General features: G+C 39.8%; 17 protein-coding genes. 4 read left to right on the plus strand and 13 right to left on the minus strand.

Annotation, left to right across the window (positions count from 1 at the left end; genetic code table 11):
• Positions 1 to 25: 25 nt before the first annotated feature.
• The 9 genes from HR060_RS11590 to HR060_RS11630 form a co-directional block, all read right to left on the minus strand.
• Positions 26 to 571: a hypothetical protein gene (locus tag HR060_RS11590; RefSeq protein ID WP_174200462.1), complete on the minus strand. Its 546-nt coding sequence runs from the start codon at positions 569 to 571 to the stop codon at positions 26 to 28.
• Between the two features lies 1 nt (position 572).
• A complete protein-coding gene (locus HR060_RS11595) occupies positions 573 to 890 on the minus strand; it encodes a hypothetical protein (RefSeq protein WP_174200463.1) in 318 nt (105 codons plus the stop codon).
• A gap of 350 nt (positions 891 to 1,240) precedes the next feature.
• Positions 1,241 to 1,972 (minus strand): SDR family oxidoreductase, encoded by a 732-nt coding sequence (locus HR060_RS11600; RefSeq protein ID WP_174200464.1) that lies wholly within the window; start codon positions 1,970 to 1,972, stop codon positions 1,241 to 1,243.
• A gap of 39 nt (positions 1,973 to 2,011) precedes the next feature.
• A complete protein-coding gene (locus HR060_RS11605; RefSeq protein ID WP_174200465.1) occupies positions 2,012 to 2,413 on the minus strand; it encodes a hypothetical protein in 402 nt (133 codons plus the stop codon).
• 117 nt (positions 2,414 to 2,530) lie between these two features.
• A complete protein-coding gene (locus HR060_RS11610) occupies positions 2,531 to 2,851 on the minus strand; it encodes a hypothetical protein (protein ID WP_174200466.1) in 321 nt (106 codons plus the stop codon).
• 1 nt (position 2,852) lies between these two features.
• Positions 2,853 to 3,359, minus strand: a complete 507-nt coding sequence (locus HR060_RS11615) for a hypothetical protein (RefSeq protein ID WP_174200467.1) — start codon at positions 3,357 to 3,359, stop codon at positions 2,853 to 2,855.
• 188 nt (positions 3,360 to 3,547) lie between these two features.
• Positions 3,548 to 4,210 (minus strand): hypothetical protein, encoded by a 663-nt coding sequence (locus tag HR060_RS11620; protein ID WP_174200468.1) that lies wholly within the window; start codon positions 4,208 to 4,210, stop codon positions 3,548 to 3,550.
• Between the two features lie 284 nt (positions 4,211 to 4,494).
• Entirely contained in the window at positions 4,495 to 5,082 is a 588-nt protein-coding gene (locus HR060_RS11625; protein WP_174200469.1) for a hypothetical protein, read from the minus strand.
• Positions 5,083 to 5,308: 226 nt separating this feature from the next.
• Complete coding sequence (locus tag HR060_RS11630; RefSeq protein ID WP_174200470.1) at positions 5,309 to 6,364, minus strand: alpha/beta hydrolase family protein; 1,056 nt, start codon at positions 6,362 to 6,364, stop codon at positions 5,309 to 5,311.
• 162 nt (positions 6,365 to 6,526) lie between these two features.
• Here HR060_RS11630 and HR060_RS11635 point away from each other — a divergent pair, with 162 nt between their 5' ends.
• Genes HR060_RS11635 through HR060_RS11650 form a run of 4 tightly spaced genes read left to right on the plus strand, consistent with a single transcriptional unit; the run spans position 6,527 to position 12,139 of the window.
• Complete coding sequence (locus HR060_RS11635) at positions 6,527 to 7,051, plus strand: DUF2141 domain-containing protein (protein ID WP_174200471.1); 525 nt, start codon at positions 6,527 to 6,529, stop codon at positions 7,049 to 7,051.
• Positions 7,052 to 7,061: 10 nt separating this feature from the next.
• Positions 7,062 to 8,210, plus strand: coding sequence for an efflux RND transporter periplasmic adaptor subunit (locus tag HR060_RS11640; protein WP_174200472.1), 1,149 nt, complete (start codon positions 7,062 to 7,064; stop codon positions 8,208 to 8,210).
• Between the two features lie 30 nt (positions 8,211 to 8,240).
• Complete coding sequence (locus HR060_RS11645) at positions 8,241 to 11,372, plus strand: efflux RND transporter permease subunit (RefSeq protein ID WP_174200473.1); 3,132 nt, start codon at positions 8,241 to 8,243, stop codon at positions 11,370 to 11,372.
• A gap of 14 nt (positions 11,373 to 11,386) precedes the next feature.
• Complete coding sequence (locus HR060_RS11650) at positions 11,387 to 12,139, plus strand: MipA/OmpV family protein (RefSeq protein ID WP_174200474.1); 753 nt, start codon at positions 11,387 to 11,389, stop codon at positions 12,137 to 12,139.
• Here HR060_RS11650 and HR060_RS11655 read toward each other — a convergent pair.
• From HR060_RS11655 to HR060_RS11670, 4 genes are all read right to left on the minus strand, one after another.
• Positions 12,116 to 13,411 (minus strand): ATP-binding protein, encoded by a 1,296-nt coding sequence (locus HR060_RS11655; protein WP_174200475.1) that lies wholly within the window; start codon positions 13,409 to 13,411, stop codon positions 12,116 to 12,118. The two genes, HR060_RS11650 and HR060_RS11655, sit on opposite strands and share 24 nt — an antisense overlap.
• An 11-nt stretch (positions 13,412 to 13,422) precedes the next feature.
• A complete protein-coding gene (locus HR060_RS11660) occupies positions 13,423 to 14,121 on the minus strand; it encodes a response regulator transcription factor (protein WP_174200476.1) in 699 nt (232 codons plus the stop codon).
• A 229-nt stretch (positions 14,122 to 14,350) separates the two neighbouring features.
• A complete protein-coding gene (locus tag HR060_RS11665) occupies positions 14,351 to 15,373 on the minus strand; it encodes a hypothetical protein (RefSeq protein WP_174200477.1) in 1,023 nt (340 codons plus the stop codon).
• A 503-nt stretch (positions 15,374 to 15,876) separates the two neighbouring features.
• On the minus strand, positions 15,877 to 17,160 hold the full coding sequence (locus HR060_RS11670; protein ID WP_174200478.1) for an S-methyl thiohydantoin desulfurase domain-containing protein: 1,284 nt from the start codon (positions 17,158 to 17,160) through the stop codon (positions 15,877 to 15,879).
• Positions 17,161 to 17,177: the final 17 nt, after the last annotated feature.

Here is a 17,177-nt window from a genome sequence, read left to right on the forward strand (position 1 = left end):
CGACGCATGCCTCTTCTTATATTTTTCAATAATCTAACCTTGAAAGTATTTCTAAAAGCTCTTGCTCATCAAACTCACCTGTTATTTGGTAAATGACATCACTGTCTACCTTATTGAGATAAATCCTATCGTAATCGACATTAGTCCCTGTAATTGTAAAAGCAAATAAATCAGCTTTACGATAAACGTCAAGCTTGTTGAAGCTATCTATATCAAATGCTTCTTTTATCAAACTTAGCTTGTCAGTTTTTAATGAATTTTCGTATAAGCTCAAGAAGAACTCATGAACAGAAATATTAAATTTTTTATGCAAGTTTGATATGGCAACATCAGGTGGGTTTAAGCCTATTGTCAACTCTTTACCATTATTCAAAATTGTAACGGTATGATCAGATAAACCAAGAAAATTTACTTTTTTTAAATCATCTCTCACAGGGCAGAAAGTTACATCAACAATTTTTAACTGCAAGGTACCAGCAGAACACTTTGACTTAGGAAATTGTTTTACATTATTGGCAGCAAATACATTGCCAAATGTGAGTAACAACAAAAAAAGGAATATTATCTTCATTTTATATACCCAATGCAGCAAGCTGTAATTTAGTTCTATAATTACGCACTACTTCTTTGGCACACGTTAATGACTGTTTTGATTCTATCTGTCTTAAAACACTTTGAGAAAAATTTCTCACAATCCATGATATTGTTGCCTTACCTCCACTAGGACGAGGAACCCAGCTTAATGCAGTTGAACACTTCTGAGTCGCAATGATCATTTCACCAAATACCTCCGCTACTCGTGGGTTGACATTTCTTTTGAAAGTAAGGTTTAAGCCTGCTCCCTTATAAAAAGCATTAATAGCATTTTTTACTGACGTGTGATCAGACACATTAAAACTCCATTTTTTAATTTTTAGATAATATAATATTACCAAAAACTTCCATACTAAGTGGCTAGTACATTTAAACTTATAACAAAATTATTATCAATGAGAATATTGAACTGTGATAAAAAGGATCTACAACACCAAAAAATGAATATCCATTTTTGCTTGTTCAATCGATGAATGCTATCCAATAAAGACTAAATCGACTTTTAAGCAATAAAAATAGGCTTTAAAAACTTCACAAAACAAACAATTGGTGGGCTCAAGTGTTAGTAGTACTCAGTTTGGTGAAAATTGACGAGAAATGCGTCTAAGTAAAAGGTTTCATACCTTGTTTTAATAAATTTATCAGGCTACTTACCACCAGCGATATCAACGAAGGTACCTGTAATAAAAGATGCTTCATTGGATAATAAAAACGCGATAGCAGCCGCGACCTCTTGAGTTTTACCACCTCGTTGCAAAGGTATCAGTGATTTAACTCTTTCAACCCTATTCGCTTCACCACCATCAGCGTGCATATCTGTGTATATAAAGCCTGGACGAACACAGTTTACCCGAATATTTTGACTGGCCACTTCAAGCGATAACCCTGTTGTTAATGTATCTATTGCGCCTTTTGATGAAGCATAATCGACATATTCGCCAGCAGCTCCCAACCTAGATGCAGCCGAAGATACATTGACAATTGAGCCACCATTTTCCATTCTTTTGATAGCTTCACGACAGCATAAAAAATAACTGGTGACATTTGTTGTCAGCACCTTATTGATTCTCTCAGCTGTCATTTCTGAAACACGAATTTGGGGTAATAAAATACCGGCGTTATTGACTAAATGGGTGATCTGGCCAAGTGTGCTATCAATCGTATTGAATAGTCGAACAACCTCTTCTTCTTTAGAGACATCCGCTTGCACAGCGATAGCTTTACCACCGTCTTTTTCAATTTCCGATACAACTTTGTCAGCCTGTGCTTTATTCGAAATATAATTAACACAAACAGCATAATTCTGTTTGGCTAAGTACTTGGATGTAGCAGCGCCAATACCTCGGCTACCGCCTGTAACTAAAACTATCGGTGTCATCGATACTCCACTTAGTGCCCGATTCTGTCAAAGCATTTGTTAATCAGCTTCATTTGACCGGAACTTTTTTAAAAGCTCTTCACCTCTGTATGAGTATGCGATTTCAGTACCATTACATTTTCCGAACCACTGATCTTCAGATAAATACATTATGTATTCTTGACCTGGAAAGGTGTGTACAGAACAGCCATTAGTACCAGAGAAGGTGTAAGCATATTCATATGGGATGTTTGGATGCTTAAACATCTCTATTATTTCGAAACTGACTTTTACTTTACTATATACAGGATTAGGGGCTTCCAATAATTCAGTTTTAAGTATTTTAACAAGAGCAATTTGATCTGCCCTTGATGAAAAGTCCTCTTCTTTGTAATAAACACATGAACATGCTAAAGAGTGAAAGCTTATTACCATTAATATTACAAAAGTTAGGATATGCATATTTAGACCCATTAATTCATTGCTATTGAGCGCATAAATGCTTGGCTAAAATTGTCGAGTAAAGAGTACCAACTATGCATTTACACCCTCTCTACTTGAGACGTTTATTTTGCTCATTTAAGACAAGATGAACTGATAACCAAACTCTGTTGCTAATGATATCACTAGTACCACACCTGCAAATAATGCCGATTTTTTGGGCTCAAGTGTTCCTGTTTTATTCAAAATTGCGAAAGGTATGAAAAAATATAAAAGATAGGTAAATAGTAAAATCCACATTGGGAGCCCCAAAAAAGCAAGCCCCATAGCAAAAAGAAATATCAAAATTGCCGGTACGATAACCAACACAATTGAACCGAATCCATCTACATTTTTATCTTTGTCTGCTATTAAAAAAAATAACCATACAAAGAAGCATTTAAAGCTTAAAACAATCATCTTATTTATCCTTATTTACATTTTTTATTATTATTTTATTGCATTCTTGTGCATGGGGGTGAGCATTTATACCCATCTGAAAATTGGCCATAAAATCAGATTTTTTACGTATCTCGGGAGTGATTTCAGACGATGGCATAAAGAATAAATCATGCGTTTTGAAATTAGCTTTTGTTATTGTCTGTATAACTTGAAACGTTGCGTTCATTCCCTTTATTTTACCTTCAATAACTAGCGCATCTTGCTTAGTTTGCCCATCAGGGGAAAACGAGGCTTCATATGTAGAGACCCAACCCTCAAAACTGTCAGCGTTATACGCAATAGTATCTAATTGAACTTGCCTTGCTTTTTCAACTGTACTTTCGTTAAATGGCACAGCTGTAGAGCCTTGTTTATTCCAAAATAATGAATGAGGATTCATTAGCTCTGACGGTTTTAATTGCTGTTGAAACTCTATACTTTGGCATAAAGTAACTCCCATATAAAAAGCTAGTGCTTCGATGGCCATAGATTTTCCTTAGTTAACATAACACCTTACGAATAACGCATAGATGCTTGGCTAAAATTATCGAGTAAAGATTGCAAGCCAAGCGCTTGCCCACTTTCTGCTTGAACTATTTGTTAGGGTAAATCCCCACATATTTTCATTAGTTTTATAAACAACTAAAATTTAAGCGTAATTGTTTAAATTACTTCTTATGTAGCTGATAAATGTTGGCTGATATAGTTAGCTATAAATTGCTCAATCTCTGGTTCAGTTTGCCATTTAGATTCTGATACAGCCATTATGTGTATCTTAACTTGGCGATCTTGCTTGTCATTTGGTGCTAATACTGTAGGCATGATATTCAAGTGTGTAGGTATATTTTTCATATGAGGAAACTCACTTAATAACTTTGCCTCAAACCCATTAAAATAAAGAGATCTTATTTTTTTATCAGCATCATATTCATCCATATCTTTAGGTACATCCACGTACACAATTTTATTAAGCTTTAGCCTATTATTTAATAAACCCTTTAAATAAAAAACGATAAACTCTTTAAGTTCTTCGGTCTTCTCCCAACCATCTTCAGTGGTTGCTACAACTCTGTATTTATAAAATGGCGCATTGTTACCACTGGTGCTCATTGTTGGGTTAAACACAGTTGGTAAAATATTAAAGTTAACTTTTCTTCCTTGAATAGATGGGAATTTTTTTACCACTACAAATTGAAGTTTTTTGATATCCATTTCATTTAGAAAGCTTTGTCCTTCGTCAAGTGTCCAACCTTGCGGCATATCCACATTAGACATAATTTCAACTGGTTGGCACGCTAGTAAACCGGTAAGAAGAAGCAAGGCTAGTATATTTTTCAATTTTAACTCCATATAAAATAGTTGACACTGTATATAGCAAAACAGCTATTATTTAGTGAGTGCATCATCGTATTTTAGCGCGCACTTATCTTAGTGGTTATTTTTTACCAAATTACCTAACCCATTGCTACATAAGAAAAATATTATTCTCTATATTTTTTAGGTTTGGATAAAAGTGCCTGAGTTACTCATTTTCCTGAATAGGTATACGTTATATTTCTCTTGGGTTAAAACTCGTAACCTTGCAATGAAAAATATACTTCTTATCAAGCAAATGCGGTGGGTTAAAGCTTGGACCTTAAAATCATTTTATAGCCTTCAAACTCTTGAAGAATTGACATTAAAATCATCTCAGATTTTTTATAACTGCCGTCTTCTGATTTTGGGCAGGTAAACCTTAACGTCCAATACTTGTTGGGCTTATTGCCAATATCAAATTTATAGTCGACTTTTAGGCAATCTTTAATTTCAGTTGTTGAGTAACCCGTTTGTTCAGATATGGATGCTAGCCAATTCTTTTTCTCTAAATAGTCAAAAAACTCGCTAACCGTTTGTCTTACCGCTGGTTCAGATAAATTCTTGAGGTCATTTTTTGTTAACTCAGAAATACCGCCTGGCGCTGGGGTAAGCGTAAATTTGAAAATTTCGATTCCGTATTGTTGATGAGCAATAATAAGCATTGCCAATACAAAGGCTACAGTACTGAAAAATACCGATATCAGGGATTTTTTCTTTTTAGTTTCACTTGGTTTTTTAGGCGGTTGTTCGTCATGGTAATGATTAGTTAAACCGCAAACTGGGCAATCTACCGAGCTTTGATTTAACGCAATTGGCAATGGGTTATTGCATTGTGAACATACACCGTTTGGCATTTAAAAAGTCTTTTTAATCAGTATCTTAGTTATCTAGCTCTAAATTACACAGCTTTTAATTTTTTACCAATTCACTGAACGCAAATCTAAACAAAAACAGCATGGTAAACACCCAGTTTCAAAGCATTAAACCTGCTTTAGCGCTTAAACCTTTATTTTCATCTATTTAAAGCAAAAAAAACCAGCACTCGGCTGGTTTTATTGTCGTGTTTTTTTAATAGGTCTCTTATTGGGCTTGGTTAGCTTGCTGTGCAATCCAATCGGTTAATGTGAGTAACGCGCCGGGGGCAAAAGCATCTTTGCCATGCCATTCGAATTTGATTAACCACTCGATATCATCCAAATGCAAAAAGATGTCATCACGTAAAAGCCCGTGGGTCGCATTCTTAATGACTTTTTGTGTCAGTGTGGCTTGTGGGTTTTGGTTAAAAATCTGCTGATAAACCGCTTGGCTCTGTTCAATATCAACATTTAAATCGTGATCGCCAAATAATGCCAACATAGGCACGGTTAAATTGGCCAAACCTTTGCGAGCATCTTCATCAATATTACGACTAACAAAATTAAAACGCGCTTTATCCGTAATGGGCTCGCCTGCAAATGGGTGTTGATGAACCGCTGCGCTTTGATAACCATCAAACCCCAACGCTATTGCTTGATATTGAAGCTGCTCATATTCAGCGATAGCGTTAGCAACATCTGGCTCACCCGGTTTAATTTGGCCACTACTGAGCAACCTTTGCTTTATTAAGTACTGACTTTGCGTGCGCCAATTAATGGCACCGCCCACCAAGGTAATAAAATCGATATTAGGTTCATCAGCTAAATAAGGGATCACCCACCCCGCCTGACTAAACCCCAAAACGCCTATGCGCTTTGTACTGTAACCTTGCTGTTGAATATATTGAATAGCGCTTTTCACTTCTTCAGCTCTATCTTGCATCGATTGCGCTAACCAATTACCAGATGAACCCTCAACCCCTGCTTTACTCCACGATAGAGACGCAATACCGCGTTCGGCTAATGCACTAAAAATAGGTCGATAATAGCCATATGTGTCGGCATTTAAGGCACCGTCGCCATGCACAAATATCACTATGGGCATGTCTTTACCTGCTTGTATATCAGGGTTTTCAGGTAAAACCATCACCCCCGATAATTGATTACCTGCAGCTGAAAACTCGATATCAACATACTCTCCCGATGTTTCATCGAGTAATAGTAAAAGAACAAATAAAAGTAAGATAACAAGGCCCAAACCTTTGATTGTTTTAACCAGCATTTTTCCCTTCCAATTTTGATTATTTACGCTCAATAAACAGCATACCGATTCTTGCCTTGCCCTTTTGTAAGCCATTGTAAGCGCGCACTTACGCTCGCTTACAGTGATTTGGCTTCAAGTTCTTTATGCTCTTGCCATCAAAAAAATATAGGTAAGTGAACAATGAAATTATTAACGCTAAGCAGCCTGCTATTAGCCGCATGTGCAGCCATGGCGCAATCACCCAACAACGAAAACCTGCCAACAAACAGCTCAGCAGGAGTAGCGGTTAAAGACGCGGTAAAAGCAGAAGTAAAGGAAGAGGCAAAAGCTAAAGTAACGCCACAAGGTTTGCTCACGGTTCATGTAGCCGGTGCAAATAACAACAAAGGCGAGATACGGGTATTAATCATCAACAGCCAGCAACAGTTTGACAGTGATGACCAAGCATTTGCCACATGCGCACAAGCCATTATCACTCAGCAAGTTGCTTGTCAGTTCAGTGCGATTCCTTATGGTGATTACGCCATTTTTACCTTTCATGATGAAAATAAAGACGAGCAACTAAACGTTAATTTTTTTGGTATTCCCACCGAGAAACTCGCCATTAGCCGAATCGATTTAGCCCAAAACAGTGAGCCTAATTTTGCCCAAAGTCAGATCCGTTTTAACAGTCAGCACGGCCAAGTTTTTCTCAACTTACAATAAGGGCAATGCGATGAAATACTTATTCCACCTGAGAGTCAGACAAACCATCGCCGCTTTTTTTAGTATATTTATTTTATTAGTGGTGTTGGATGAATTAGATAAAGCCTCGGTACCGGATACCGACTACGACTTACCCGAAAAAGCACAATTAACCTCAGTAGTAACTGCCAAGCCCACCAATTACATTCCCGGTTTATTGCGTTTAGGCACAGTAGAGCCTGTTAAATTGCGTCAAATCAGTACGCCGTTATCAGGTAAAGTGATTAGCGTATCTAAGCAATTAAAACCCGCTAGTCAGTTATCTGCCGGGCATACCTTGTTAACCATTGACCCACTGCCGTATCAAGTAAATGTATCTGAGGCCAAAAAAGCCGTTTTAGATGCACAAGTCGAGCTTAAAAATGTTAATACCCAGTTTGCTAGTAATAGCTTGCGCGTAGAACAAGCAAAGGCCTATTTAGCGTTAACAAAAAGCCAACTGAATTACGCACAAGATCAACTCATTAAAAGCCAAATTGTACTGCCTTTTAACGGTGAAATAACGCAAGTACAAGCGCATTTAGGCGAGTATCTGGTGGCAGGGCAAGCCGTGGCCAGTGTACTGGCTAAAACCGACAAGCAAATTAGCGTGCAGCTGAGCGAGCAAGACTTTTCAAGGTTGAGCCAGCCTATTCTCAATCAAACCATTACTGTCTTTAGTTTGGATAAAAAGCAGCAATGGACGGCTAAAATCAGCGGTATCAGTCAACATCAAAAAAACCTACAAAGAAGCCTATACCTAGAGCTCAATACAACTTCAAACAATGAGCATTCAGCCCCACTCTACGGCCAACATATTTACGCCCAACTCCCCGTTAAAACATGGCCGCAAACCCATGTTTTACCCGAGAGCACACTGACTTTAAAAGGTGAGATCTGGCTGTTAGATGAAATGGATACATTAGTTAGGCACCCCCTTCACGATTATGTCATCGTCGATAACCACCTCTATTTTCCGATGCCCACTCATCATGACAAACGCGCGGTGCTTTACCCGTTAACGTCTCTGAGCCAAGGGATGCAAGTAAAGGTTAATGAAACGGTTAATGAAGTAGCTATCGAAACGTCTAAACCGGTTAAACCCCATCACCCTGAAACATTGGCCCAACTCGGCCAGTAAATACAAAGCTCATTATTTTAGGAAATTAGCATGATTGCCTGGTTTACCCGTCACCCCGTTGCCGCCAATTTATTAATGGCAGCACTATTAATTGGTGGCTTTTTATCTGCATCGCATATGCGCAATGAGATCTTTCCCAAACTGCCTGCAAGCGAATTAACAATCAGTGTTTATTACGAAGGTCGAAGCGCTGAACAAGTCGATAAACAAATAGGCCAAAAGTTAGAGCAAGCCCTACAGGGCATTAATGGCATTCAACACGTCAGTACCGTTTCGCAACAAGATGAGGTGGTACTGACCGTTAAAAAGCAGCTCGACTACCCGATTGACCGCTTGTTTAACGATATCAAAACCTCGGTAGACAATATTTATGATTGGCCAGTACAAGCTGAAAAACCTCAGGTGTATCGCAACGAAGATACGTTTGATGCCCTCACAGTGCAGTTACTTGGCAATACCGATAAAGACACCTTAATCAAAGAAGCAGGCCGAGTTAAAGCCGCCTTATTGGCCAACCCAGCAATTCACAAACTAGAGGAATACGGTGCCCACGCCTACAGCATTTATATTGAAGTCGTGCCAGATAAGATGCGCCAGCATCAATTGAGTTTTGACGATATTGCCATTGCGATAAAAAACCAGTCGGTACTGGCAAAAACTGGGTTATTAAAAACGGATAATGGCCAATTTTTACTTCATTCAGACAAACACGCACAGTACCAAACCGAACTGGCCAAGCTTTTAGTAAAAGTGACCGATAGAGGCGATCGTATTTATCTAGCGGATATCGCCACGATAAAAGATGCGTTTATCGAGCACGACTCAGACGTGCTGTTTAACAACCAAGCCAGCATTGGTTTTTCGATAAAAATGTCAGCGCAAAGTGATGTGTTAGCCATTTCTGAGCAAGCTCATAAAGTGGTCGCTGAGCTCAATCAAACCTTACCCGATAACCTAGAACTGCTCATTTGGTTTGACAGTAGTCAATACGTGCAAAGCAGGCTTGATTTACTTAGCAACAATGCTTGGCAAGGCTTCTTGCTGGTCTTTTTAATTTTAACTGTGTTTTTAAAAATGCGTTTAGCGTTTTGGGTGGCAATGGGTTTGCCCATTGCTATTGCCGGCAGTTTTATTGTACTCGGTCCACTTGGCCTTAACTTCACGATAAATGAAATTACCACCTTTGGTTTTATCATGGTGCTTGGCATTTTAGTTGACGATGCCGTTGTCGTTGGTGAGAGTATTTACAGCCATAAAAAAACCAGCAACAACAAACTACAAGCCACCATAGATGGCGCTAAAAAAGTGGCAATGCCGACTATTTTTGGTGTTTTAACCACAGTTGCTGCATTGCTGCCGATGACGCGTTTTGCATCAGAAGAAGGCCGATTATTTGCAGGTTTTGCCTGGGTGATGATTATCGCCTTACTGTTCTCGCTTATTGAATCTAAATTTATTTTACCGGCGCATTTACGCCATCTAGATGTTAATAAACCGGCCCCTTCATCTCGCCTTGCTAGCTACTTTCAAAAACTAAGAAGCTGGCCACAAACTGCTTTAGATTGCTTTGTAGCTAACTGTTATCAGCCGTTATTAGTGTTTTGCTTGCGCTATCGCTACGCGTGGTTAATTAGCTTTATTGCGCTGTGTTTAGCCGTATTAGGTGCATTATTTCAAGGCAAGATCCGCAGTGTATTGTTCCCGGATGTGCCTAGCGACTTTATCGTGATGACCGTTGAGTTGGAATCCAATGCGCCACTGACATTAACCCAAAACGCCTTTAAACAACTCGAAAGTTCACGCACCGCCCTTAATCAAGAATACAAAAGCCGCTGGCATGCCAGAGGCGATGTCATTGAGAAAAGCCTGTCCATTATGGATGAGCAAGGTCAAATTACGGTATTTGCTGAACCACTGGCAAAAGCCAAACGCCCAGGGGTAAAACTCAGTGAAGTCGCCCAGCGTTGGCGCCAGAAAATGAGCGCACTTGAAGGCGTGGTCAGTACAGAAGTTATTGTTTCTTTAGCCGGTTCTGATAACGGTAGCTTGCTCCACTTTCAGCACCCAGAACAACACATTCTCAACGAGATTGTCAGCCAAGCGAATGATTGGCTAAGTGGTCAAACAGCCGTTCGCAATGTCAAAGACCCACAAGCCAATCGTATTGCGCAGCTTGCTTTTACGCTCAAACCTGAGGCGCAGTTATATGGCATCAGTCAAAAGATGTTGGCCGATCAATTATCTGCTGCGTATGGCGGCTTAGAAGTCGATCGCTTTTACAGGCAGCAACACCAAGTCAAAGTGTATTTAAATTTACCGAGAACACTGAGAAACTCGCGTGCCGATTTTAGTCAGCTGTATATTTTCAACCAACAGCAAGAGGCTTTTCCATTACTCAGTATCGCCAATATTGAAACCGTTGAAATTAATAATGCGATCAGCCGTTATGACGGCGCCCTTAGCCGCGCGCTGTTAATCGATATTGATAAATCTAAAAGCTCACCTGAGCAAGTTTATCAAAGGTTAATGAGCGACTTTTATCCTGAGATTGTTGCCCAATATCCGTTATTTAAAATCAAAAAAGCAGGTGAGCTTGAGCAAATCGATAATGCCAAAAGTGGTTTAGTCACGGCTTTTGCTGTGGCGTTACTGGGTATTTATTGTCTTTTAGCCCTACCGCTGAAACGCTATGGCCAACCGTTAATTATTATGTCGGTGATCCCATTTGGCATTGTTGGCGCGTTACTCGGCCATGTTTATTTAGATTTAAGTGTCAGCTTAAATTCATGGTTAGGCATGCTGGCGTTATCAGGGGTGTTAATCAACGATAGCCTGTTGATCGTTTCTTGTTATAACGAAGAGCGCCCCACCGCGCTGAGTACTGCCGATGCGGCAATAAAAGCCTGTAGTAGTCGCTTTAGAGCGATATTTTTAACCACAATCACCACGTTTGCTGGCCTTTACCCGCTGCTGCAAGAAACCTCAGAACAAGCGCAATACCTGATCCCAGCTGCAGTAGCAATGGCCTACGGTTTGCTCTTTGCCACCCTGCTGACCTTATTTTTGATACCTGTGATCTTACTCATTTGTAACGATATCAAAGTCTTTGTTACCCAGCGCCACTGGCAAACCAGTGGCCAATTAAATTGCTCATCAAACTAAAAAAGGAATAAAAAATGAAAACCACAAAACGCGTTAGCTCAATATGGGGAGCCATCAGTTTAATGCTGCTGTTTACCCAACCCTGCCAAGCTGAAGGCATCGTCAGTGTCGGTTTGGGGACCTTTACCGGTGCCGGTGAATACAAAGGCAGTGATGGTAATAACTACACTTTGCCTTTAGTGGCCTATGAAAGCGATGAATGGTCGGTTAACCCTTTGCGCGTGGAATACCACTTAGGTCTGACAAAAGCTTTATGGGTAGATGCCATTGCAGCCTTTAGGCTTAAAGGTTTTGATGAAGATTTAAGCCGCTATACCCGAGGCATGGAAGAGCGCGATCACAGTTTAGATGCAGGCTTTGCCATTAACAGTTACTCATCAACCCTCGGACTTATCTCGCTTGAAGTGTTGCACGATATCAGTTCAGTTCACAAAGGCTATGAAGTGAGCTTAGCTTACTTGTACCCCATTGAAGTGGATTCATGGAGCTTTATGCCCACCATTTTTGTTGAAAGACAAAGTGATAAGTTGGTGGATTATTACTACGGGGTAAGAGCAAATGAAGTTAACGAAGAACGCGCCGCTTATCAGGGTGAATCGAGTATGAATTATGGCGTTGCGATGGCCATTGACTATCAAATTAATAAAAGCTGGTCATTGCAAAGCAGTGCCAGTTGGCGTCAGTTGGATGACTCAATCACCGATAGCCCTTTGGTTGACAGTGATACCAGCTGGGATATGGGCTTAAGCGTCTTTTTTAGCTTTTAAGCGGATCTCAAAACGGGCACCGCCCAAATCACTTTTGCCCAAGATTAAATCGGCCTGGTGTAAATCTAAAATTGATTTAACGATCGCCAGGCCTAAACCTGAACCTTGAGAATTGCGACTGGCATCTAACTTAACAAAAGGCTGAATAATGTCAGCTAATTGCGTTGAAGATAACCCCACGCCATCATCTTCAACAGCCAAGCAAACGTCCGTTTCATCAATACAACTGACGCTCAATTTGATGCGACTGTTAGCCGCTTTAAACGCATTGATTATTAAATTCTCTAGCGCGCGTGAAAATAATTTCGCATCGACATTGATAGTACAATCCTTGGTTGAAGTCTTTACTAGCTCAGCTTCAATAGCCGGATACAGAACCTGAGCTTTTGTTAAAACGTGTGTGATTAATTCATTCAGATTGTGTTTACTGGGGTTGATTGCAACGGCTTGCCCACTTAATTCAGCGTAATACAACCATTCAGACACTAAACTATCGAGCTCATCTAAATCGAGATCCATATCCTGAATTTGTGTTTGAAAATCTGCCAGTGTTTGGCAATTACGACACATATCTAAGGCAAACCTAAGTCTGGCTATTGGGGTTCTTAAATCATGCGAAACACCATGCACTAAGGTTTTTTGTTCTTTTAACAAAGACTCAATCTGCCCTGCCATTTGGTTAAAAGTAATGGCTAATGGCGTATAAGGCATTGGAATGGCAGTATCGGCTCGGGTCGAAAACTGCCCTTCGCCATAAGCTTGATAGATATTAACCAACTTCTTAACATGCTTTTTATGACTCTGAACATAAGAGAAGATAAAACAAGCCAGCGTGGCCAAAATGATAAATAAAGTGATTTGAATATATAGCTGGATAAGGGTGTCAGACCGATATACTTTGGTCATTACCAATGCGCAATTGCAAGCAGGATAATAGTAAAACAACTGAATATCATCGACGACCCAGCCACTGGTGATATCAACCCATACGCCCTGCTCAACCAGCTTATTTTGCGCCGACTCATCGAAAAATAGTTCATCAAGCGGTTTAATCTCGAAGTGATAGTTAAATTGTGTATTCCAATAATCGAGCCGTGATTGCGGGTCGGTATCTTTAAGTGCATCCTTGCCGACAAGTTGGTTGATACCACGTGTCGCCATTAGTTCATCTTGTGCAATACCTTGAGTATAAAAACTATCTAGTAGCGATACGGCAACCAATACCGAGACAGTAAGCGCTAACATTAAGTAAATAAATAAACGGGAGAACATATTTTTAATCCCTAGGCTAACAGGATATAGCCTTTACCCCTGAGGGTTTTGATGTACTTATAAGGCGGGGCGCTGTCATTGAGTTTTTTTCGCAAAGCACTTACCCGCATATCAATAGAGCGATCTAATCCGTCGTATTCAATTTTTCTAATTTCGCTGATGATCATATCTCTACTTAGCACCACGCCTGGATTGCGCATAAAATAGAGTAGAATTTCAGATTCGGCTTCGGTCAGCTCTATCGGCTCACCTGCTAACGTAAAACTCAATCGATTGAGGTTAACGGCTAAGTCTTGTACCTCGATAATGTCATCGGTGCGGCTTTGGTTTTGATTTTGTTGAGAGAGACGAGATAAAGCGCGCATTCTAGCGAGCAAACTGTGCGGGCGCACAGGCTTATTAATGTAATCATGCACACCTAAATTAAGTGCAGATACTTCTAAAATATCGTCTTGTGCAGCGGTGATCATCAAGATGATACCATCGTACTGACCATAAATTTGTCGTAATACTTCAAGCCCATCACAACCGGGTAACATTTTATCGAGTAACACAATATCGGGTTGCTGCTGACAAATCGCCTCAATAGCAGACGGTCCATCATAAACACTGCTCACCTGATAAAGCTCCCGCACTAACATATCGGCAATCATTTGATTCAAGCGTTGGTCATCTTCAACAATGAGTACTTGCTGCGCAGCCTGTGGCATGTTTATTCCATTTCTTATTGAGTCAGGTAAAGGTCGATATTGAGACCTTCAATATCAGTTGTTTTGACTATACGAAAGTTAGTTTTTCAATACAAATAGACTAGGATAGTTTGGCTTATAAAATGGATGGTTGGGTCAGAAAATAGAAAATTAATAATAAAATCAAGCAAGAGAAGACTTAAATTAATAAGTGAGGCACCATAGTGCCTCACTTCATAGATAACTGGTATTAGTTAGAAGCTTGACCGTAGACGTCTACTTCCCACACTTTGTAGTTTGCGTAGCTACCTGCTTGTTTCCAAACAATTTTAATGGCATCTACATTTTGACCAATAGGCTGACCTGCCACCAAAGAAGTAATGGTATCATCTCCCCAGTTAGCTGAAGTCCAAGTGCCTGTTAGGTTACCTACATCGTTAACACTAGCAGCAAGCACAAAGCTATCGTCTCTAACACGAGAAAAATAAACATCGTAGCTTCTTAAATCACCTGCGTTTTTCGCGCCAAAAGCTAAGTATAAACTGTCAATATCATAGCCTTGCGTGTTAGTCGAAACATTGAGGTTGATGATCGTCGTCTCGCCTGCTGTAATATTTGCGCCCCAATCAACATAAGGACCTTCTTGCACACCACTTGTAATGGTGGCTGTATCGTTGGTACCCGATAAGCTATCAAATGTAGTTTGCCCTGTGTTGGCTAGATCCTGCGTACTGATGTTAAGTGGTTGATAATTTAAACTATTAACGATGGCAACACGTGAATCAACGTCAGTTGGTGTAACGCTATAGGCTACTGTGTGACGGCCTTCTAATTCACCTGAAACATACCAGTGATTTAACGCTGCATTATAATCGGTGCCAAACGCTGCAACTAAATCAATATAGTTATTGAGATAAAAATAGATATCAAAATCGGCTGATGATTGTCTACCTTCAGCAATACCAAAATTGCGCCAATGCTGAGCTAAAAGCCCATAATTAGCGCCAAAAGCAGCGGCTAAATCAGGATAAGTATTCATATAAAATGCCGCATCAAACTCTTTTACCGCTTGGCGCATTTCAAACTTACCGTAGTTTTCCCAGTGTGCTTTTGCAGCAATATGATCATTGCCAAAAGCCGCTTGTAAGTCTGGATATTTGTTTAAATAAAACGCTGCGTCAAATTCCTCAAAAGCGGAAGCGTTTGACGAAAACAACACCATACTACAAGATAAAAAACATAACTTTTTAACTAACCCTAAAGATTTCATCATATCTCTCCATGAGTGGGTATCGACATTGCTAAATGTGATACTTGATAATTTAAACTTTAAAAATGAAGTGCTGCACTTCAGGGTATGTCCCTATCAACACCAAGCTAAGCCAACTTGATAAAACGATGAAGTAATTCGTCAATTGACCGTACTTATTTCATCCATTTTTTATCCGCTTTGACTCTTTAAAAATCACCACTGTCAAGTTCATTCTCGACGTGACAAAACCATGTTAGAAGCTCAACGTTCCGTTAAACAGCTCAGTTCAGTGTCACTTTAGTATCAGTTAAGTCTCAGTTTAAAAAACCATAATCAAAAAACAAAAAGTACATATTTTCCATGAAGTTAAAAAATAAGGAGCGATAGATGAAAATAAGAAAAAATGAAAATAGAGAAAAGATAAAAATAGAGAAAAGCTAACAGGAGAGTAAAACGGGCTAAAAGATAAATAGAAAAACACTCAGGCTTAGTAGTAAATCTACCAAGCCTGAATAAACCAGAACCTAAGCAGGTTCAGCTTGTCGCTCAGTTTGGTTATCAACCGTTAATGCTTTGTGTTTTTGTAATACTTCTATCGGTTGATAACTTCCGTAGAAATCGATGCTTTTAAGTACTTGCATAAAGCTATTTAATAAAGGCGCTTGTCTTAATCTGGCATTGGCTTTAATACCAATTAAATAGATTTTTTCATCACTAGTTAAATTACTTAAATCGGCATTGGATAAAGACTTACCATCTTGGGTTAAATAGCAGATTAAATCGGGTGCCATTGCTAGTGGAGAATCACTGTTACTGGCCCAAGCAATGATATTTTCATTCTGATTAATCAGACGAAAATCAACCTGACCAGCACTCGATTGTTGAGTAAATTCCATCACCCCGCGATCAAAGCCACCAGCGGTTTTTTCAGCCTTTGCCGGGTTGGATGTTAACGTCACTAAACCATCACCCGGTGCTAGAAGATAAAGGTCATCTCCCAATACGGATTTAAGTGCATCAATTGGGTTACCTTTACGCGTTCTAAGCGCTTCACCTAATTGTCTAGCATGTGAAATAGTGCCGGTTAAAATAGGGCCATCACTACTTTTTGTCTGCAAACTTTGAGCATTCATGGCCCAGCCAGCAAAGCCAGCAATGTTGTTAAAACCCGCTGAAGTTGCAATAAGCGGTCTTATCATAGACTCAACAATTTCGGCACTCGAAAACGCCGATTGCGCGTTAGTCGTTGTTTGTTCGGTATTAAATAACGTATTAATTCCAGTTATGCTCTTGTCTTGTTTTTGCTGAGTACTTTCAACAGTGTGTGATAGTGAAAAAGGCGTAGCTAAAATCTCATCTGCATAAGTGGTATTTTGCAACATAGGCACCGAGCGCCCTGCACCGTCACCATCAACAATAGGAATATCAGTATTAGTCGCTTTAGCCAGTTTTGCCGCGGCTAACATACTGATAAAAATATTGGCGCCAATTTCTACCGACAGCGAAAAGCCAATTTTCTGGCCGTGATATTTTTCTAACGATTGTAAGGCTGAATAAGCATGCTCTGGCGCACCTTTTAAACCGTATTGCTTTAATGCATCAGGCGAGCCGACACCGCCAACAACCGCACCAAAACACGCATCCGATAAATCGCTAGGTTGTGCCAAAGAAACACCTGCATCACCTACTATCTCCAAAATACGATCGACCAATTGGTAAGAGTATTCTACGGGTCCACCACCGCCACTGGCCAATAGACCTGAACCATTGACGATATCTTCTAAATCAACTCGGTTTAATTTTTTCATGTATCACAGTCCTTTAT

The organism is Marinifaba aquimaris (assembly GCF_013328345.1).
Lineage (GTDB): Bacteria > Pseudomonadota > Gammaproteobacteria > Enterobacterales > Alteromonadaceae > Marinifaba > Marinifaba aquimaris.

What these genes read in the sequence shown, in the direction of transcription:
- HR060_RS11590 (WP_174200462.1), bottom strand. Translation starts at nt 571, where the DNA reads ATGAAGATAATATTCCTTTTTTTGTTGTTACTCACATTTGGCAATGTA.
- HR060_RS11600 (WP_174200464.1), bottom strand. Translation starts at nt 1,972, where the DNA reads ATGACACCGATAGTTTTAGTTACAGGCGGTAGCCGAGGTATTGGCGCT.
- HR060_RS11605 (WP_174200465.1), bottom strand. Translation starts at nt 2,413, where the DNA reads ATGCATATCCTAACTTTTGTAATATTAATGGTAATAAGCTTTCACTCT.
- HR060_RS11610 (WP_174200466.1), bottom strand. Translation starts at nt 2,851, where the DNA reads ATGATTGTTTTAAGCTTTAAATGCTTCTTTGTATGGTTATTTTTTTTA.
- HR060_RS11615 (WP_174200467.1), bottom strand. Translation starts at nt 3,359, where the DNA reads ATGGCCATCGAAGCACTAGCTTTTTATATGGGAGTTACTTTATGCCAA.
- HR060_RS11625 (WP_174200469.1), bottom strand. Translation starts at nt 5,082, where the DNA reads ATGCCAAACGGTGTATGTTCACAATGCAATAACCCATTGCCAATTGCG.
- HR060_RS11630 (WP_174200470.1), bottom strand. Translation starts at nt 6,364, where the DNA reads ATGCTGGTTAAAACAATCAAAGGTTTGGGCCTTGTTATCTTACTTTTA.
- HR060_RS11635 (WP_174200471.1), top strand. Translation starts at nt 6,527, where the DNA reads ATGAAATTATTAACGCTAAGCAGCCTGCTATTAGCCGCATGTGCAGCC.
- HR060_RS11640 (WP_174200472.1), top strand. Translation starts at nt 7,062, where the DNA reads ATGAAATACTTATTCCACCTGAGAGTCAGACAAACCATCGCCGCTTTT.
- HR060_RS11645 (WP_174200473.1), top strand. Translation starts at nt 8,241, where the DNA reads ATGATTGCCTGGTTTACCCGTCACCCCGTTGCCGCCAATTTATTAATG.
- HR060_RS11650 (WP_174200474.1), top strand. Translation starts at nt 11,387, where the DNA reads ATGAAAACCACAAAACGCGTTAGCTCAATATGGGGAGCCATCAGTTTA.
- HR060_RS11655 (WP_174200475.1), bottom strand. Translation starts at nt 13,411, where the DNA reads ATGTTCTCCCGTTTATTTATTTACTTAATGTTAGCGCTTACTGTCTCG.
- HR060_RS11660 (WP_174200476.1), bottom strand. Translation starts at nt 14,121, where the DNA reads ATGCCACAGGCTGCGCAGCAAGTACTCATTGTTGAAGATGACCAACGC.
- HR060_RS11665 (WP_174200477.1), bottom strand. Translation starts at nt 15,373, where the DNA reads ATGATGAAATCTTTAGGGTTAGTTAAAAAGTTATGTTTTTTATCTTGT.
- HR060_RS11670 (WP_174200478.1), bottom strand. Translation starts at nt 17,160, where the DNA reads ATGAAAAAATTAAACCGAGTTGATTTAGAAGATATCGTCAATGGTTCA.